Source organism: Nakamurella flavida (assembly GCF_030811475.1).
Lineage (GTDB): Bacteria > Actinomycetota > Actinomycetes > Mycobacteriales > Nakamurellaceae > Nakamurella > Nakamurella flavida.
The window spans coordinates 1,870,381-1,888,174 of sequence record NZ_JAUSQV010000001.1 but is presented as its reverse complement, the minus strand read 5'-3'; the positions used below and the strand labels follow the sequence as shown (position 1 = coordinate 1,888,174).

General features: G+C 74.0%; 18 protein-coding genes. 11 read left to right on the top strand and 7 right to left on the bottom strand.

The features are described 5' to 3' along the window. Window positions 1-3: 3 nt before the first annotated feature. The 3 genes from J2S58_RS08485 to J2S58_RS08475 all read left to right on the top strand — a co-directional run bounded on the left by J2S58_RS08485 (window position 4) and on the right by J2S58_RS08475 (window position 3,074). Window positions 4-783, top strand: coding sequence for an amidohydrolase family protein (locus tag J2S58_RS08485; RefSeq protein WP_205255760.1), 780 nt, complete (start codon window positions 4-6; stop codon window positions 781-783). A 219-nt stretch (window positions 784-1,002) separates the two neighbouring features. Continuing rightward, entirely contained in the window at window positions 1,003-2,286 is a 1,284-nt protein-coding gene (locus J2S58_RS08480; RefSeq protein ID WP_205255761.1) for a polysaccharide deacetylase family protein, read from the top strand. A 389-nt stretch (window positions 2,287-2,675) separates the two neighbouring features. Continuing rightward, entirely contained in the window at window positions 2,676-3,074 is a 399-nt protein-coding gene (locus J2S58_RS08475; RefSeq protein ID WP_205255762.1) for a carbohydrate kinase family protein, read from the top strand. 130 nt (window positions 3,075-3,204) lie between these two features. On the opposite strand, the gene J2S58_RS08470 is transcribed toward J2S58_RS08475, so the two are convergent. The 4 genes from J2S58_RS08470 to J2S58_RS08455 all read right to left on the bottom strand — a co-directional run bounded on the left by J2S58_RS08470 (window position 3,205) and on the right by J2S58_RS08455 (window position 8,234). Continuing rightward, entirely contained in the window at window positions 3,205-3,990 is a 786-nt protein-coding gene (locus J2S58_RS08470; protein WP_205255763.1) for a MerR family transcriptional regulator, read from the bottom strand. Between the two features lie 226 nt (window positions 3,991-4,216). Further along, window positions 4,217-6,367: a glycosyltransferase family 39 protein gene (locus J2S58_RS08465; protein WP_205256058.1), complete on the bottom strand. Its 2,151-nt coding sequence runs from the start codon at window positions 6,365-6,367 to the stop codon at window positions 4,217-4,219. Window positions 6,368-6,492: 125 nt separating this feature from the next. Further along, the gene (locus J2S58_RS08460) at window positions 6,493-7,824 is read right to left on the bottom strand and encodes a bifunctional glycosyltransferase family 2/GtrA family protein (RefSeq protein ID WP_205255764.1); all 1,332 of its coding nucleotides are present in this window, start codon (window positions 7,822-7,824) and stop codon (window positions 6,493-6,495) included. A 110-nt stretch (window positions 7,825-7,934) separates the two neighbouring features. Continuing rightward, on the bottom strand, window positions 7,935-8,234 hold the full coding sequence (locus tag J2S58_RS08455) for a hypothetical protein (protein WP_205255765.1): 300 nt from the start codon (window positions 8,232-8,234) through the stop codon (window positions 7,935-7,937). Between J2S58_RS08455 and J2S58_RS08450 the strand changes: the two genes are divergently transcribed. The 7 genes from J2S58_RS08450 to J2S58_RS08420 all read left to right on the top strand — a co-directional run bounded on the left by J2S58_RS08450 (window position 8,224) and on the right by J2S58_RS08420 (window position 13,493). Then, complete coding sequence (locus J2S58_RS08450; RefSeq protein WP_306827664.1) at window positions 8,224-9,126, top strand: pepsin/retropepsin-like aspartic protease family protein; 903 nt, start codon at window positions 8,224-8,226, stop codon at window positions 9,124-9,126. The two genes, J2S58_RS08455 and J2S58_RS08450, sit on opposite strands and share 11 nt — an antisense overlap. Before the next feature lie 50 nt (window positions 9,127-9,176). Then, window positions 9,177-9,437, top strand: a complete 261-nt coding sequence (locus J2S58_RS08445; protein WP_205255767.1) for an ArsR/SmtB family transcription factor — start codon at window positions 9,177-9,179, stop codon at window positions 9,435-9,437. A gap of 41 nt (window positions 9,438-9,478) precedes the next feature. Beyond that, window positions 9,479-9,931, top strand: coding sequence for an SRPBCC family protein (locus J2S58_RS08440; RefSeq protein ID WP_205255768.1), 453 nt, complete (start codon window positions 9,479-9,481; stop codon window positions 9,929-9,931). Between the two features lie 122 nt (window positions 9,932-10,053). Then, window positions 10,054-10,659: a helix-turn-helix domain-containing protein gene (locus tag J2S58_RS08435; RefSeq protein ID WP_205255769.1), complete on the top strand. Its 606-nt coding sequence runs from the start codon at window positions 10,054-10,056 to the stop codon at window positions 10,657-10,659. Continuing rightward, window positions 10,652-11,443: a B3/B4 domain-containing protein gene (locus J2S58_RS08430; RefSeq protein ID WP_205255770.1), complete on the top strand. Its 792-nt coding sequence runs from the start codon at window positions 10,652-10,654 to the stop codon at window positions 11,441-11,443. The genes J2S58_RS08435 and J2S58_RS08430 overlap by 8 nt, the downstream gene beginning before the upstream one ends. Continuing rightward, on the top strand, window positions 11,440-12,345 hold the full coding sequence (locus tag J2S58_RS08425) for an EamA family transporter (RefSeq protein ID WP_205255771.1): 906 nt from the start codon (window positions 11,440-11,442) through the stop codon (window positions 12,343-12,345). The genes J2S58_RS08430 and J2S58_RS08425 overlap by 4 nt, the downstream gene beginning before the upstream one ends. Beyond that, complete coding sequence (locus J2S58_RS08420) at window positions 12,339-13,493, top strand: N-acetylglucosamine-6-phosphate deacetylase (protein WP_205255772.1); 1,155 nt, start codon at window positions 12,339-12,341, stop codon at window positions 13,491-13,493. The genes J2S58_RS08425 and J2S58_RS08420 overlap by 7 nt, the downstream gene beginning before the upstream one ends. Window positions 13,494-13,569: 76 nt before the next feature. Here J2S58_RS08420 and J2S58_RS08415 read toward each other — a convergent pair whose 3' ends face one another. Next, window positions 13,570-15,123 carry a sensor histidine kinase gene (locus tag J2S58_RS08415; RefSeq protein WP_205255773.1) on the bottom strand — a complete coding sequence of 518 codons (1,554 nt, stop codon included), beginning with the start codon at window positions 15,121-15,123 and terminating at the stop codon, window positions 13,570-13,572. Window positions 15,124-15,169: 46 nt separating this feature from the next. After that, window positions 15,170-15,925: a response regulator transcription factor gene (locus J2S58_RS08410; RefSeq protein ID WP_205255774.1), complete on the bottom strand. Its 756-nt coding sequence runs from the start codon at window positions 15,923-15,925 to the stop codon at window positions 15,170-15,172. 217 nt (window positions 15,926-16,142) lie between these two features. On the opposite strand from J2S58_RS08410, the gene J2S58_RS08405 reads away from it, so the two are divergent. Then, on the top strand, window positions 16,143-16,796 hold the full coding sequence (locus J2S58_RS08405; RefSeq protein ID WP_205255775.1) for a hypothetical protein: 654 nt from the start codon (window positions 16,143-16,145) through the stop codon (window positions 16,794-16,796). A 17-nt stretch (window positions 16,797-16,813) separates the two neighbouring features. On the opposite strand, the gene J2S58_RS08400 is transcribed toward J2S58_RS08405, so the two are convergent. Continuing rightward, complete coding sequence (locus J2S58_RS08400; protein ID WP_205255776.1) at window positions 16,814-17,686, bottom strand: oxidoreductase; 873 nt, start codon at window positions 17,684-17,686, stop codon at window positions 16,814-16,816. Window positions 17,687-17,794: the final 108 nt, after the last annotated feature.

The window sequence follows — 17,794 nt, the reverse complement described above, 5'->3', positions numbered from 1 at the left end:
CAGGTGACCCCCGTTCCCGACCTGCCGTTGTTCGACGCCCACGTGCACGTCATCGACCCCCGGTTCCCGCTGGTGCCCAACCGCGGCTTCCTGCCCGACCCGTTCACCGCGGCGGACTACCGGCGGTCGATGGCCCACCACGACGTCCGGGGCGGGGCCGTGGTGTCCGGGTCGTTCCAGGCCGACGACCAGACGTATCTGCGGGCTGCCCTGGCCGAACTCGGCGACGGCTGGGTCGGGGTCACCCAACTGCCGGCCGGCGCGGACGCCGTGATGATCCGCGACCTGCACGCCGCGGGGGTGCGCGCGCTCCGGTTCAACCTGGTCCGCGGCCCCTTCACCGATCTGGACACCCTGGTCGACCAGGCCGTGCTCGCCCACGACCTGGTCGGCTGGCACGCCGAGATCTACGTCGAGTCCAGCGTGCTGCCGCAGCTCGCCCCCGTGCTCGACAGGCTCCCGGCGTTCGGCATCGACCACCTCGGGATGACGGCCGACGGCCTGGACGCCCTGCTCGGCCGGGTCGCGCGGGGCGCGAAGGTCAAGGTCAGCGGCTTCGGCCGGCTGGCCTTCGACCGACCGGGAGCCGGGATCGTGGAGGCCATGCGCCGCATCCACGCCACCGATCCCACCGCGCTGGTGTTCGGTTCCGATCTGCCCGGCACGCGGGCGCCGCGCTCGTTCCGCGATGCCGATCTCCTGGCGATCGCCGAGGCGGTCGGTGACGATCTTCCCCGGGTGCTGTCCGACAACGGCCGGGCCTGGTACGGACTTCCGGCCTGAGCGGGTCCGATCGCCCGGGGACACGGCGGACAGCCTGCCCGGGGACACGCGCCGGGTGACTACCCTGGCACGGGTTGCCAGGAGCAACCTGTGCTGCGCCTGGGCGTCCATCCTCGGTGTGCGGCGCACCGTCCCGCCCGATCCGCGTCCACCGGGATCCCGGGACCACGCACCCGGGTGTCGCACGACGCCCGCGCAGACGAGCAGAACGGGGAGTTCATGCGAGGCCGATATCTGGTCCTGGGGTTGGCAGTGGTGCTGGCCGTGGTGACCACGGTGCTGGTGATCCAGAGCCGGAACAGCCAGAGCACGACCGCCAGCGGCGCGCCGGTCACGGTGACCAACACCCGGACCGTCCCCGGTCAGGCCAGCACCGACCCGGGCTCGGCCACGTCCGCCGCTGATCCGGCCTCCACCACCCCGGCCACGGACGGCTCCACCTCGGCCGAGTCGAGCGCCCCGGCCACCACCGCCGGTGCCGACGGTCGCCCGGCCAGCAACGTGCCGATGACGAAGTTGGCCGCGGGCGAGAAGCCCCCGCAATTCATCATCTTCTCGTTCGACGGCGCCGGCTCGCACGAGCGCTGGAACACCTTCATGGACGCCGCCGCCGAGTCGAACTCGCGGTTCACCGGCTTCCTGTCCGGTATCTACCTGCTCGGCGACCCGGCCAAGAACGCCGCCGTGTACACCGGTCCGGGTCACGCCCCGGGCAAGGCCTCCATCGGCTACGGCGGCCCCGAGGAGGAGATCGTCACCGAGGTCAACGACCTCAACCTGGCGTACTCCCGCGGGCACGAGATCGGTACCCACTACAACGGGCACTTCTGCGACGACAACCTGCCCGGCGGCAACCAGTGGAGCACCGCCGACTGGACGAGCGAACTCACCCAGTTCTTCACCTTCATGAAGGACTGGAAGACCCTCAACGGTTACACCGACGCCCCCGACCTGCAGGTGCCCACCAGTGAGGTCAAGGGCGGCCGCACCCCCTGCCTGACCGGTTCCCTGGACACGCTGATCCCGGCGTGGAAGCAGTTCGGCATGACGTACGACTCGTCCATCCCGGCGCCCTACAACGGCATCGCCTGGCCGGAGAAGGTCGACGGCATCTGGGAGTTCTACATGCCGCAGGTCTACTCGCCCGGCCTGGGCAAGATGACCACGGCCATGGACTACAACTTCTGGGCCCAGTTCAACGGAGCGCAGGAGGAGCCGGAGACGGCGCCCGAGCTGCAGGGCATCGTCAAGGGCACGTACGAGTTCATGTTCGACAAGGTGTTCAACGGCAACCGCGCGCCGATCCTCATCGCCAACCACTTCAACAAGTGGAACGGCGACTCGTTCAACCCGCCGGCCCTGGACTTCATGAAGGAGAAGTGCGGCCAGCCCGACGTCTACTGCGCCACCTACCAGGACGTCATCGCCTGGATGGAGATGCAGGACCCGGCCGTGCTGCAGAGCCTGCTCGACCAGGCTCCGGTCGCCGGCCAGGCCGAGTGACCCCACAGACCCACCGGCGGGCCACCCTCCGCCGGTGACCAGGCGGGCACCGCGGCATCCAGCGGGCCCGTCGAACACCGAAGGCCCCACCCGTACCGGGTGGGGCCTTCGTGCTGTGCGGGGGCGGGTCAGGCCCGCGCCGGCCAGGCGAAGAAGTCCTGGTCCTCCGGGCGCAGGTGGGGGCGGGTGCGTTCCGGGTCCAGGGTGACACCCAGGCCGGGGGCATCCTGCACGTCACCGGGATCACCGCGGCCCTGTCCGACACGGCGCGGCAGACCGTGGACGACGCGGTGCGCACCGCTCGCACGGCGGGTGTCCCGGTGAGCGTGGACCTGAACCAACGGTCGGCCCTCTGGTCGGAAGCCGCTGCCGCATAGTGGTACTCCTCGGTGCTGCCGTTCGCCGACATCGTCTTCGCCGGGCTGCGGGAGGCTGCGATCGCGACGGGCATCGACGGCCCCCCGGACCGTTGCGCCCGGGTGCTGCAGGAGATGGGTGCCCGCACGGCCGTGGTCACCCTCGGGTCGCTGGGCGCCCTGGCCCGGCAGGGGGAGGTCGTCCACCGCGCCCCGGCCCGGGCGGTCACCGCCGTGGACACCGTCGGAGCGGGGGACGCCTTCGTGGCCGGCTACCTGGCCGAGGCCTGGGCCGGAGCCGGGGTGGAGCAGTGCCTGGCCACCGGGAACGCCGCGGGCGCCTTCGCGTGCACCGTCCCCGGGGACTGGGAGGGAGCGCCCGGCCGCGCCCAGCTGGAACTGCTGACGGCGGACGACCCGGTGATCCGCTGATCCCGTGACCCGTGACCCGTGACCCCCGTGCCACCCACCTCGCAGACGCGCCCGGGACTGTCGTCCGCGCCCGCCGTGGGGGGCGCGAGGGACAGTTCCGGGCGCGTGCGCGCGGTGCCGACAGCCGCGGTCAGGCCCGGTCGGCGGCCTCGAGCCGGTCCGCGTTCGCGTGGATGGCGTCGCGCAGCCAGGCGGTGAGGCCGGGGGTGACCTCCTCGTAGCCACGGGCGAACCGTTCGTCGGCCACGTACATGTCGCCGAGGTTGCGGTGCATGGCCGGCGGGCAGTCGTAGAACACCGCGATGGAGTCGCGGTGCTCCTCGGCCAGGGCCATGCCCGCGTCGGTGTCGGGCGCCACCCCCGCCGCGACCGCCTGCCCGAGCCGGGCGTTCAGTGCGTCCGTCGCCTCCTTGATCCCGATCCAGTCCTGCTTGGTGAAACGCGAGGTGCGGGCCTGCGACTGCCGCCACATCTCGGTGTCACCCCAGCGCTCCTGCGCCTCCTGCTCGTAGCCCTCGCTGTAGGTCGGTCCGAAGATCTCGAACTTCTCCTCCGAGCTCAGATCGATGCCCATGGTGCGTGCCTCCAGTTCCTTGTCGACGGCGGCGACCATCCGGGTCAGGCGATCCGTCCGCTGCAGCAACAACTCCCGTTGCCGGCGCAGGTGTGCGGTGGTGTCCACCGCGGGATCGTCGATCAGGGTCGCGATCTCGTCCAGGGTGAAACCCAGTTCCCGGTAGAAGAGGACGTGCCGCAGCCGGTCGAGATCCGCCGCGGAGTACCGGCGGTAGCCGGCGCCGGTGCGGGCGGAGGGGACCAGCAGACCGAGGTGCTCGTAGTGGTGCAGGGTCCGCACCGTCACCCCGGCCAGCTCGGCCACTCGGCCGACCGGGTACTGCTCCCGGCTCTGGTCCATCGCTGCTGCTCCTCACGAGATCTGCGGGGTCGTTCGCCCCGCACCCGGACGACGATGCCGCCTGACGCTACGTCAGGGTCAAGGGCACGGTCCGGGAGTCCTGCGCGCGCCACCGGTCCGGGCGCGGCCGGCGGGGCGGACGCAGACGGACCCGGGCCGTGCGGCCCGGGTCCGTGCGGTCCGGTCGGGGTCGAGGGGGCGTCCCGACCGGCGTCTCGGTGCCGGGTCAGCCGGTGGGCGCCGTGAGGTCGTAGACGGTGGTGCCGCCGACGGTGGTGGCGGTGAAGTTCGCCGTCACCCACGCACTGATCTCGCTGCCCGTGCTGGTGGTCCCGCCGCCGCCCATGCCGCCGCCACCCATCCCGCCGCCGGCGATGAAGTACGTGATGTCGCCGTCGGCCACGTACTGCTGGAACTCCGCCAGCGTCGGGGCCGGGTCGCTCCCGCCCCAGCCGCCGATGGCCATCACGGCGGTGTCCGAGTTCAGCACGTACCCGGCCGCGCTCTGTGACCCGAGAGCAGCTGCGGACCAACGGGTGTCGGTGGCGTTCAGCAGGGCGATCAGCTCGGCACCGGTACTCGACCCGCCGCCCATGCCGCCCCGGGTCGTGCCGGTGGTGCCGCCGGGCGCCGTGCCCGTCCCGCCGGTCGTGCCGGTCGTGCCGGTCGTGCCGCCGGGCGCGGTACCCGTCCCGTCGGCGGTGCCCGTCCCGCCGGGTGTGGTGCCCGTGCCGTCGGGCAGGGTGCCGTCGTGAACGGCGCCGGTCGGCGGGGTGCCGGTCATGGCGCCCGGGGTGAACCCGCCCATGCCGCCCATGCCACCCGAGGAGGCCGACGCGGGACCGGAGGTCGGGATGGAGCCGCTGTGGGCCTGGGCGGCCGTGGCCACCGTCCAGGCCGCGGTGCCGCTCAGTGCGGTGATCGACCCGAGGAGCAGGCCGATGACGGCGAGCTTCTTCAGGCGCCCGCCACCGAGGGCGAGCAGGACGGCGCCCACGACCGCACCCACGACGACCAGCCAGCGCAGCCAGGGCAGGAACGTGGCGTCCCGGCCGAGCAGGACGAACGACCAGATGCCGGTGATGGCGATCATGGCGCCGAGCAGGGCGCGCACGGTGGGGTTCTCCCGCCCCCGCCACAGCTCGCGACCGGAGACGGCGACCGTTCCGGCCAGGAACGGGGCCAGGGCGACGGCGTAGTACGGGTGGATGGTGCCCGCCATGAACGAGAACACCAGCGCGGTGACCACGGTCGAGCCGCCGAAGAGGATCAGCGAGGCGCGGACGCGATCGGTGCGGGCGTACCGGCGGGTGAACCAGGCACCGGCGACCAGGCCGACCAGCGCAGCCGGGATCAGCCAGGAGATCTCGCTGCCGAAGGCGGAGTTGAACAGCCGGCCCAGGCCGGCGGTTCCGCCGAACCCGGTGTTGCCGCCGCCCATGCCGCCGCCACCGTTGCCCTCGCTGCCGAAGATGCGGCCGAGGCCGTTGTAGCCGATGGCCAACTCCCACAGCGAGTTGTCCGTGCTGCCGCCGATGTACGGGCGGGACGCGGCCGGCCACAGGGCGACCAGGGCGATGAACCAGCCCGCGGAGACGACGACCGCACCGGCCGCGGCGAGCAGGTGCCAGATGCGCGTCCACAGGCCGCGGGGTGCGGCGAGCAGGTAGGCGGCACCGAAGGCGGGGAGCACCAGCAGGCCCTGCAGCATCTTGGTCAGGAAGGCGAAACCGATGGCCACCCCGGCCAGCAGCAACCAGCGCAGAGCGGTTGCGCCCCGGGGGGTCTCGATGGCCCGGACGACGAAGTAGGCGGCCACGGCCATGAGCAGGACGAGCAGGGCGTCGGGGTTGTCGAAGCGGAACATCAGCGCGGCGACCGGGGTGAGCAGGACGAGCCCCCCGGCGACCAGGCCGGCGGCCGGCCCGGACCAGCGCTTGACCGCCGCGTAGGTGACGGCGACGGTGCCCACGCCCATCAGGGCCTGGGGGAGCAGCAGCGAGAACGAGGAGAAGCCGAGCAACCGCGCCGAGAGGCCCATGATCCACAGCGAGGCCGGGGGCTTGTCGACGGTGATCGCGTTGGCCGAGTCCAGCGAACCGAACAGCCAGGCGGTCCAGGACTGCGTGCCGGACTTCACCGCGGCGGCGTAGAAGTCGTTGGCGTACCCGGACACCGACAGGTTGATCAGGTACAGCGCCGCGGCGGCGAGGAGCAGGGCCCAGAGCGCGGGGCGGGCCCACCGCGGGTCCCCCACCGGCCCCAGGGCCAGCCGGGCGAGCCGGCCACGACGGGGCGGCACGGCCGGAGCCGGGGAGCTGCCGGCGGGGGGAGTCACCTCCGTGACAGCCGGGGGGTGGTTCAACGTCGCGGTCATGGCGGTGTCCTTCTCGGTGCTGGTGGCAGGGGAGCGGGTGGCGGGGTAGCGGGTGACGGGGGAACCGGAGACGGAGGAGGGAGCGGGGGTGGCCGGCCGGGCCGGCGGGGTGAGCAGCGACATGGTCAGCCGGCCGTCTCCGGTGCGACCTGCGGACGCGGCGCGGAGCGACGGAAGACCCACCCGCGCAGCAGCAGGAACCGCAGCACGGTGGCGACGAGGTTGGCCAGCACCAGGACGCTGATCTCCAGGCCCGGTCCGGCCGCCGGGTCCAGGTGGTTCAGGGCGAACAGTGAGCCGCTGGTCACGGCCAGGCCGAGGAGGAACACCCCGAAGCCCTGCAGGTGGTGGCGGCCCATCCCGGACCGGCCCCGCACGCCGAAGGTCAGCCGGCGGTTCGCCGCGGTGTTGGCCACCGCGGTGATGGCCAGGGCCAGGAAATTCGCACCCTGGTTGCCGGCGAGATCGCGCAGGGCCACGAACAGGACGAGGTAGGCCAGGGTGCTCAGCACACCGATCGCGCCGAAGCGGACCAGTTGACGAACCATCCCGTTCGGCACCCCGGGGGTCTGCGGTTCCAGCGGGGCCCGGCCGAGCTGGGCGCGGATCTGCGCCAACGGCAGCCGGCCGGCGGCCAGCGCGCGGCCGACCCGGGCGACGCCCTGGAGATCGGCCTTGGCCGTGGCGAGCACGTCGACGCTGGAGTGCGGGTCGTCCACCCAGTCGACCGGGATCTCGTGGATGCGCAGGCCGCTGCGCTCGGCCAGCACCAGCAGTTCGGTGTCGAAGAACCAGCCGGTGTCCTCGACCAGCGGCAGCAGGCGCCGGGCCACGTCCGACCGGATGGCCTTGAACCCGCACTGGGCGTCGGAGAAGTGCGCGGACAGCGTGCCGCGCAGGATCAGGTTGTAGCAGCGCGAGATGACCTCCCGCTTGGCTCCGCGGACCACCCTGGACCCGCGATGCAACCGGGTGCCGATGGCCAGGTCGGAGTGCCCGCTGATCAACGGGGCGATCAACGGCAGCAGAGCGGCGAGGTCGGTCGACAGGTCCACGTCCATGTAGGCCAGGACCAGGGCGTCCGAGTCCGACCAGGCCTGCTTCAGAGCCCGTCCCCGGCCCTTCTCGGCGAGGTGGACGACGCGGACCCCGGGCAGCTCGCGAGCCAACGCGTCGGCGATGGCGCCGGTGGCGTCGGTGGACGCGTTGTCCGCCACGGTGATCCGGAACGTCAGCGGCAGGTGGTCGCGCAGATGGGCGTGCAGTCGGCGCACCGCCGGTTCGAGGTCGTCCTGCTCGTTGAACACGGGGATCACCACGTCGAGTGCCGTGCTGATCCCCGGCGTTCCGTGGCCGGCCGGGCCGGGCCGGCCCGACTCCCGGGCGACCGTCGGGACGGTGGACGGGGGGAGCGGATCCATGGTGCCTGCCCGGGCGGTGAGGGTCTCGGTGGTCATGACCGCGACTCTCGGTCGGCCCGCTGTGCCGGTCCCCGCGCTGAGCTGTGCCGTGGCTGTGTTCCGCCGCCAGCAGACGGTCACTTGACGCAGTGGATGGCTACCGTGAGTCACGAGGGCGCATGCCGGGCGCCGTTCGGGGAAGGAGCAGCCATGCGGCGGCGCAGGAACGGGTGGGCGGTGCACGCTCTGGCCGTCATGGCGGTGCTGGTGGGAGTGGCCGGGTGCGGGGGCGGCGGAGCTCCGTCGGCCGGGGTCGCGGCGGCGGAGTCGTCACCGCCGCCGCTGCCGTCGTCGTCGGGTGGGGTGACCTCGTCAGGCGCGGCGTCCGCGGCGGCCTCCTCCCCGGCGGCGTCGGCGGCTCCGACCCCGTCCCCGGCGGCCGGCGGCTCCGTGGTCGTGCCGGTCACCCTGGCTCCGTCCACCGTGGCCGCGCTGGACGGCGCGCTGATCGCCACCGTGCAGATCACCGTCGGCGGGGGTGCGCCGGTCACCGTCCGCCTGGACACCGGCTCCTCCGGTCTGTTGCTGGCCAGTGGTGCGGCCGGTCCGGGCACCACCGACACCGGCCGGGCCGTCAGCACCGAGTTCGGTGGCAGCACCGCATCCGGGACGCTCGGGCAGGCCGTGGTCGAGCTGGGCGGGGTCAGCACCGCAGCCCCCATCGGCGTCACCCTCGTCGACACCTCGGCCGGGGCGCCGGGCACCTTCGCCGGCACCGACGGCATGCTCGGGGTGGGGACGGGCAACAGCTCGACCACCGCGGCCGGCGACGTGTACGCACCCACGCTGCAGCTGCCGGGTACGGCCGCACAGGGCGTCACCCTGGATCTCACCGGCTCCGGGGGCGGCACCATGACCCTCGGCCCGGTCACCGCGCCCGCGGGTGCGACGGTGCTGCCGATGTCCCGGATGACGGGCACCCCGGCCACCTATCCGAACGGGGCGGTGGGGTACGACCGCCTGGTGTCGCTGTGCTGGACCGTCGGCACCGCACCGAACGCGTGCGCACCGACCGATCTGGATCTGGGCAACCCGGTGTTCGGCCTGAACGCGACCACCTTCGCCTCCCTCGGCGCGCTGGACACCTTCCTGCCCGCCGGGCAGGCGGTGAGCATCTCCGCGCCCGGCGCCGCGGCCCCGCTCTGGTCGACGACCTCGGCCGCACCGGCCTCTCCCGAGGCCCTGCTGCTCACCGGGCTGGGCGACGCGACCTACAACACCGGGATCGGCCTGTTCCAGCGGGCGGTCGTCGGGATCGATTACGCAGCCGGCCGTTTCGTCGTCCAGCCCGCGGGCTGAGCAAGCACCTGGTCTTGACACCGACGCCCAGACGGTCAATGGTGAACCTTATGGTTCACCAACAGTTCGCGGCGCTGGGGGACCCGACCCGGTTGGCCATCGTGGAACGCCTCGCCCGTGGGCCGACGTCCGCCGGTGCCCTGGCCGCGCCGACGACGCTGTCCCTCCCCGCCGTCCTGAAGCACGTGCGCGTGCTCGAGGAGGCGGGGCTGGTGACGACGGTCAAACGCGGCCGGATCCGCGAATGCCGGCTGCGCGACGACGCTCTCGTCGCGGTGGCCACGTGGACCGCACAGCAGCAGGCGCTCTGATCGACCCGACTCGACGCTCTCGGCATCCTTCTGGAGGAGACATGACCACCACCGGGCTCCTGTCGTTCGATCTCGACCGCATCCACTCCGCGCCCCCCGAGCGGGTGTGGGCCGCCTTCACCACCGCCGATCTGCTGCGGCGCTGGGTGTGTCCGGACCCGGAATGGAGTGTCTCCTCGTGCGAGGTGGACGCGCGGTCCGGTGGGGGCTACGCGATCCGTTTCGGGCCCCGCCCGGCCGGCGACGAGTACTGCGAGACTGCGACGTTCTCGGTCTACGAGCCGGTCACCCGGCTCGTGCTCGACGTGCGCACCGCCGGTGCGGACATGGACGAGACCACCAGCTGCACGGTGCTTCTCCGGCCCGTCGACACCGGAACCCGGCTGGATCTCACCGTGGCGGGCCTGTCCGGCGAGGACGTGGTCGAGAGCATGCGCACCGGGTGGCAGTGGTGTCTGGAGGGCATCGCCGAGCAGCTGGCGCCGGCGGCCTGACCGGGGTCGGCGGCGGTCGGGCGACCGGCGCCGGCGCGTGACCGTCCCGGAGTCCGGCATCGCGTGCACAGGTCACCGCCCCTCCGCCCGCCACTGCACCAGCAATGCACTATGCTGCACTCATGGACGAGGACACCGCAGCACTGGCGGGACGCATCGGTGCCCGCGTGCGGCAGGGGCGCCAGGCGCAGCGCCGCACCCTGGACCAGTTGGCCGAGGCCGCCGGGGTGAGCCGCCGCATGGTCGTCAACGTCGAACAGGGCGTGGTCAACCCGAGCATCGGGACGCTCCTGCGCCTGGGTGACGCCCTCGGCCTGAGCCTGCCGGCCCTGGTGGGTGACCCGCAGCCGGCCTCGGTGGTGGTGACCCGCCGCGGGGAGGGCGCCGTGCTGTGGCGCGGCGACTCCGGCGGGCGCGGCGTCCTGCTGGCCGCGGCGGCCGACACCCCGGACGCCTGCGAGTTGTGGGAGTGGACCCTGCACCCCGGCGAGCAGCGGGTCAGCGAGCCCCACGAGCCCGGTACCCGCGAGCTCATCCACGTCCGGCAGGGCACCCTGACCGTCACGACCGACGGCCGGGCGACCACGCTCGCCGCCGGCGACGCGGTCGCGTTCCCGGGCGACGTCGCGCACGCCTATGCCGACACCCACGACGAGCCGGTCCGCTTCGTGCTCACCGTCTTCGAGCCCGGCGCGGCCCGGGCCGGCCGGGCGGTGGGCGATGTCTGAGCCCGTGACACCACCCGATCCGACGAGACGGCCTGGCCTGCAGGGGGTCCTGGACGGCGCCCGGGTGGACGACGCGGTGTTCGCCCTCCGCCCGGACTACCGCGCCGTTCTCGTCGTGGTCGACGGGTTGGTCTCCGGCCCGAGCGACGCGCGATCCGAGGCGATGGTCGCGGCGGCGGAGGAATCCGCCCGGATCACCCTGCGCGACACGCCCGTGGACCGGCTGCCGCTGGTCGCCTGCTGGCGGGACGCCTACCGCGCCTTCGGGGCCAAGCCGCAACGCACCCGCAGCAGTGTCGAGGCGCTGCTGCGGCGCGCGGCGACCGGGCTCCCGCGGGTGAACCGGCTCACCGATCTGTACAACGCCGTGTCCGTCCTGCACCGGATCCCGCTGGGTGGGGAGGATCTCGCCCGCTACGTCGGTCCGCCGGCGCTGATCCGGGCCACCGGGACCGAGGTGTTCGACACGGTGGACGGCGGGGTCCCGGTGGTCGAGCACCCCGAGCCCGGGGAGGTGATCTGGACCGACGACGCGGGCGTGACGTGCCGGCGCTGGAACTGGCGCCAGGCCCGCCGCACCCGACTCGAGGACGACACCACCCGCGCCCTGTTCATCCTCGACGCCCTGGACCCGCTGACCGACGACGCGCTGGGTGCCGCGGCCGACGACCTGTGCACGGCGCTCGGCCGGCTGGGCCCGGACGTCCGCATCGCCCGCCGGACCATCGCCGCGCCGGGTCCGCACGTCGACATCCCGGCTCCGACAACAGGTCCCGTCCGATGAGGGCCGGAGTCGGTCGGGTGCCGCCGTGGGGGCTGGCGGTCACGGCCATGTTCTCGGTCCAGCTGGGCTCGGCCCTCTCGGTCGGTCTGGTCGACGAGATAGGTCCGGCCGGGACCGCCTGGCTCAGGCTGTCCTTCGGAGCCGTCGTCCTGGTGCTCCTCGCCCGCCCGCCGCTGCGGTCGGTCCGTCGCGCTGATCTGCCGACCCTGCTCGGCCTCGGCGTGGCCACCGGCGGCATGACCATCGCCTTCCTCGCCGCCCTGGAACGGATCCCCCTGGGGACGGCCGTGGCCATCGAGTTCCTCGGCCCGCTGGGGGTGGCCGCCCTGCGCAGCGGGAGTCGGCGTGCGCTGGCCTGGCCGGGCCTCGCCCTGGTCGGGGTCGTGCTGCTCACCGAGCCGTGGACGGGGCGCGTCGACGCCGTCGGGATCGCCGCCGCCGCGGCGGCGGCCGTCGGGTGGGCCGTCTACATCGTGCTGACCCGGCGCATCGGCGACCGGTTCAGCGGCATCCGGGGATTGGCCTTCACCATCCCGGTCGCCGCGGTCACCGCGGCCCTGGTCGGGGTGCCGCAGTCCGCCGGCCGGATGACCGTCGGCGTGCTGCTCGTCGCGGCCGGGGTCGCGTTGCTCGTCCCGGTGCTGACGTTCGCGCTGGAGATGCTCGCGCTGCGGCGGATGACCGCCACCGCCTTCGGCACCCTGATGGCCGTCGAACCCGCGTTCGCCGTCCTGCTCGGGTTGCTCGTCCTGCACCAGCGGCCGAGCCCGGCGCAGGCCGTGGGGATCGCGATGGTCGTCGCCGCCGGTGCGGCCGCGCAGCGCGGCGGACGACGCGATCGTCCCGGACCCCGCCCGGGCGGTCCGGGCACCCCGACCCCGGCCCAGGAGGCAGCATGCTGATCACCGCGGACACCGTCGTCGCCGGCGGCCGGCTGCTCCGCCCGGGGTGGGTGCGCACCGACGGGGCCGTCGTCGTCGCGACCGGCGCCGGGCCGGTCGAGCCCGATCCGGGTGGGCCGGAGGTCGCCCTGGGGGCCCGGGTGGTCGTCCCGGGGTTCGTCGACGTCCACGTGCACGGCGGCGGGGGCGGCAGTTTCCCGGACGGGGATCCGGTCGGGGCGCTGCGCGCCGTCGACCTGCACCGGCGCCACGGCACGACCACGCTGCTCGCCTCCCTGGTCACCGGCTCGCCCGGTCGACTGGTGGCCGCGGTGTCGGCGCTCCGGGAACTCGTCGCGGACGGGGCGCTGGCCGGGATCCATCTCGAGGGCCCGTGGATCTCGGAGAAGCGCTGCGGTGCACATCCTCTCGCGGAGCTCCGGGATGCCAGCGACCAGGAGGTCGACGCGCTGGTGCGGGCCGGTGCCGGTGCCGTCCGGATGGCGACCCTGGCCCCCGAGCGGTCGGGAGGTCTGCGAGCCGTCGGTCGGCTGGTCGACGCCGGTGTCGTCGTCGCCGTCGGGCACACCGATGCCTCGTACGAGGTGACCCGCGCGGCCGTCGACGCCGGCGCCACCGTGGGCACGCACCTGTTCAACGCGATGCGCCCGGTGCACCATCGCGAGCCGGGGCCGGTGCCCGCCCTCCTCGAGGACGACCGGGTCACCGTCGAACTGATCATGGACGGGGTCCACCTGCACCCGGCGGTGTACCGGCTCGTCGCGGCGTCGGCCGGGGCCGGGCGCATCGCCCTGGTCACCGACGCCATGGCCGCGGCCGGGGGCGGCGACGGCGCCTTCACCCTGGGCGATCTGCGGGTCGAGGTCCGGAACGGAGTGGCCAGGCTGCCGGGCACCGAGGTGGTGGCCGGGAGCACGGCCACCATGCCGGACGTCTTCGGCGGGGCCGTCCGGGCCGGCGCCGACGATCCCGATCGGGCCCTGCTGGACGCGGTCCGGCAGACCTCGACCACGCCCGCCGCGGTCCTCGGTCTGGGGACGGTGGGTGACCTGGTCCCCGGGTCGTCCGCCGATCTGGTCGTGCTGGACGACGGGTACCGGGCCACCGCCGTCCTGCACCGCGGTCGATGGGTGGACGGGGTCGGCTGAGGGCGTGGCGGCCGTCGCATCCGCGGGTCCGCCCGGTGCCGACCCGGCCGCCGTCGGGGTGGCGACGGGGATCACCTCAGGGGCGGTCGGTCTCGGCCGGGACGAACGATTCCGGGACGGCCGGCGCGACGTCGGCCCCGGAGACCGGCAGGTGGACGGTGAAGACCGTCCGGCCCGGTCGGCTGTCCACCTCCACCCGACCGGTGTGCGCCGCGGTGACCGCGGCGACGATGGCCAGCCCGAGGCCGGTCGATCCCGCGGTCCGGGACCGGGACGAGTCGCCGCGGACGAAGCGGTGGAAGATCTCCGGCTGCAGCCCGGCCGGGATGCCGGGGCCGTCGTCCCGGACCTCGATGCGGACACCGTCGGCGTCCCCCGCGACACCGGTGACGACGGTGGTGCCGGGCGGGGTGTGGGTGCGGGCGTTGGCCAGCAGGTTGGCCACGATCTGGTGCAACCGGGCGGGATCGCCGACGGTGGCGACGGGTTCGTCCGGCAGGTCCAACCGCCAGTGGTGGTCCCGGCCGGCGACCTGCGCGTCGGACACGGCGTCGATCACCAGCATGGTCAGGTCGACCTCGGTGCGGTCCAGTGGCCGCCCGGAGTCCAGTCGGGCCAGCAGCAGCAGGTCGTCGACCAGGCTGGTCATCCGCTCGGACTCGGACTGCACGCGGCGCAGGGCGTGGGCGACCCCCTCGGGGTCGTCCCCCTCCCGGCGGGCCAGCTCGGCGTACCCGCGGATGGCGGCCAGCGGGGTCCGCAGCTCGTGGGAGGCGTCGGCCACGAACTGCCGGACCCGGGTCTCCGAGGCCTGCCGGGCCGACAGCGCCCCGGACACGTGCCCCAGCATCTGGTTGAGGGCGGCGCCGACCTGACCGACCTCGGTGCGGGGGTCGGTGTCGCGGGCGGGCACCCGCACGCCCAGGTCGACCTCGCCGCGGTCCAGCGGCAGGGTCGCCACCTCCCGCGCCGTGGCGGCCACCCGCTCCAGCGGCCGCACGGCTCGGCGGACGATCAGCAGGACGGCGAGACCACCGGCCAGCAGGGCGATCCCGGACACCAGGGCCATCACCACGGCCAGCCGGCGCTGGGTGTCCTGCACGTCGGCCAGGGGCAGGCCGGTGATCAGCACGTCGCCATAGCGCCCCTCGGCGGCGCTCACCCGGTAGTCGCCGAACCCGGCCAGGGTGATGGTCTGCGGTGTCGCACCGGGGACCAGCCCGGCCAGCTCCGCGGCCACGGCGTCCGGGACCACCGTGCAGGACGCGGCACTCTGCACGACCCCGGCCGACTCGACGGTGCCGTCGACCACCCGGGCCCCCAGAGTGCCGTCCGACGCCCCGCCGGCGACGAGGAAGGACGGGCCACCGCAGTCCGTCCCGGTGGTCGGGTACGGGCGGGGCACGATCCCCCCGCCCGCGTCGCCGTCGCGGTCGATCCCGCCGGCGCCCTGCTCGGTGCGTTTCTGCGCCGAGGTCAGCCGCTCGTCGAGCTGGTGGACCAGGTACCCGCTGATCGCCACCTCGGTGGCCACCGCGATGACGGCGCAGACCGCCACGATCAGCGCGGTCATCCAGACGGTGAGCTTGGTGCGCAGGGTCAGGGTGCGGCGCCGTCCCGTCGGTGCCATGGGCGGTGCTGTGGTCGGGCCGGGCGGAGCGGGAGTCGGGGCCGGGTCAGACCGCCGGCTTGAGGACATATCCGAAGCCCCTCATGGTGTGGATCATCGGGGCGCGCCCGGCGTCGATCTTCTTGCGGAGATAGGACACGTAGAGCTCGACGATGTTGGCCTGGCCGCCGAAATCGTAGTTCCACACCCGGTCCAGGATCTGCGCCTTGGACAGCACCCGCTTGGGGTTGCGCATGAAGAACCGCAGCAGCTCGAACTCGGTGGCGGTGAGCTGGATGAGCTCGCCGCCCCGGTGCACCTCGCGGGAGTCCTCGTCCAGGGTGAGATCTCCGACGGCGACCATCGACGAGTCCGACGTCAGCGCGACGTGCGAGCGACGCAGCAGGGCCCGCAGGCGCAGCACCAGTTCCTCGACCGAGAACGGCTTCGTCACGTAGTCGTCCCCACCGGCGGTGAGGCCGGCGATGCGGTCGTTGACGTCGTCGCGGGCGGTCAGGAAGAGCACCGGCATGCGCTCCATGTCGGTGCGCAGCCGCCGCAGCACCTCCAGGCCGTCGATGTCCGGCAGCATCACGTCCAGCACGGCCAGGTCCGGGCGGAAGTCCCGGGCGATGGCCAGCGCGGTCATCCCGTCGCCGGCGGTCCGCACGTCCCATCCCTCGTAGCGCAGCGCCAGCCCGACCAGTTCGGCCAGCGTCGACTCGTCGTCGACGACCAGCACCCGGATCGGGCGGCCGTCGGGTCCCTTGAGCGACGCGCGCTCCTCGCGGGCCTGCACGGAGGGGAAGGGTGCGTTGGTCATGGGCACCACCTTGATCGCCGGGAGTGTGTCCGAGCTAGGTCGTTGCTGTGCGTGCGCTGTGCGGGCGGGCCGCCGGCGGGTGCGTGCTCCCGATGGGTCGCCGACGTCCCGGTGGGGTCAGGGTACGACCGGCCGGCCCCGCGGTTCCCGGGCGGGACCCAGCAGTTCCCCGGCCGGGACACAGCCGCCGGACAGGTCGGCGCCCGACGGTGTGCCCATGGCCGCGACCCCCGAGAATCCCCCGAATCCCGACATCCCCGCTGTGCAGCCCGACCGGTGGGGCGACGCCCAGGCACCTTCGGGCGTGCCCCGGCACGACCTGCCCGACCACGCGTGGACGGCCCCCGCCGGCCCGGACGGCCCCGGGACGACCGCAGCCCCGTCGGATGACCCGTGGAGCGCGGCCGGAGCCGGAGCGACCCGGCCGGTGGGGCCGACGGGCCCGGATGCCGCCCCGGTGTGGGGGGCGCCCGATCCGAACCGGCGACCGCCGGCGGGGTGGCGGCGGGCGGCGGGAGCGGTGGCCGTGGCGGCGGCCGTCGCCGTGGTGGGTGGCGTGACGGTCGCCACCGCCGCCACCGCCGGGACGACCTCCACCGAACGCTTCGGCGGCCCCGGCGGGACCGACGGGCGGTCGCGGACGATGCCCGGCGAGGACGGCACGCTCGCCCCGGTGCCGGACGCCGGTACGGGTGGCACGGGCGGCACCGGGACCGGGGGCCGGCCGCCCAAGGGCGGGGTTCCCGGGCAGCGTCCGGGCGGTGCGATGCCCGGGGGCGAGCTCCCGGAGGGGGTGGTCCCCGGACAGCGCGAGGACGCCACCGGCACCGGCGGGTCGAGCGGCGGGGCCGCGGGCGGCACCGACATCTGACCCGTGCCGGCGGCGGGTCAGCGGCCCAGCGCGTCCAGGTCGGCCAGGTCCTCGTCGTCCAGCAGGATGGCGGACGCGTCGAGGTTCTCCTCCAGGTGGGCGACCGAGGACGTCCCCGGGATGGCCAGCACGGCGGGGGAGCGGGCCAGCAGCCAGGCCAGGGCCAGCTGCATCGTCGTGGCCCCCTTCCGCTGGGCCACCTCGGCGAACAGGTCGGCCTGCAACGGGGCGAAGCCGCCCAGCGGGAAGTACGGCACGAAGGCGATGCCCTCCCGGGTGCACTCGTCGAGGAGGGCGTCGTCGGCGCGCTGGGTGACGTTGTACGCGTTCTGCACGCACACCACCGGGGCGATGGCGCGGGCCTCGCGCAGCTGACCGGCGGTGGCGTGGCTGATCCCGAGGTGACGGATCAGACCCTGCTGCTGCAGGGCGGCGAGTGCCTCGAACGGCTCGGCCAGGCTGCGGTCGTCGGGCGTCTCCGGGGTGCCGGGCATCCGCAGGTTGACCACGTCGAGCCGGTCCAGCCCGAGATTGCGCAGGTTGTCGTGCACCGCGGCGGTCAGCTCGTCGGCGCCCAACGCCGACGGCCAGCCACCGTCCGGGGTGCGGCGGGCGCCGACCTTGGTGACCAGCACGAGATCGTCCGCGTACGGGTGCAGGGCCTCCCGGATGACCTCGTTGGTGGTGTGCGGGCCGTAGAAGTCACTCGTGTCGATGTGGTTCACGCCGAGTTCGACGGCCCGGCGCAGCACGGCGAGCGCCTCGGCGCGGTCCGCCGGCGGGCCCATGATGTGCGGCCCGGACAGTCGCATGGCGCCGTAGCCCATGCGGGCGACGGGGAGATCCCCGCCGAGGGTGTACGTGCCGGCAGCGCTCGCGGTGGTGCTCATGGTTCCTCCTGGATCGGACCCGACCCGAGGCGGTGGGGCCGCGTCCAGTGTGCGCCGGGCGGCCGGGGCGGCATGATCGACAGCGCCGCCGGTGGCGGCGGGGACGAG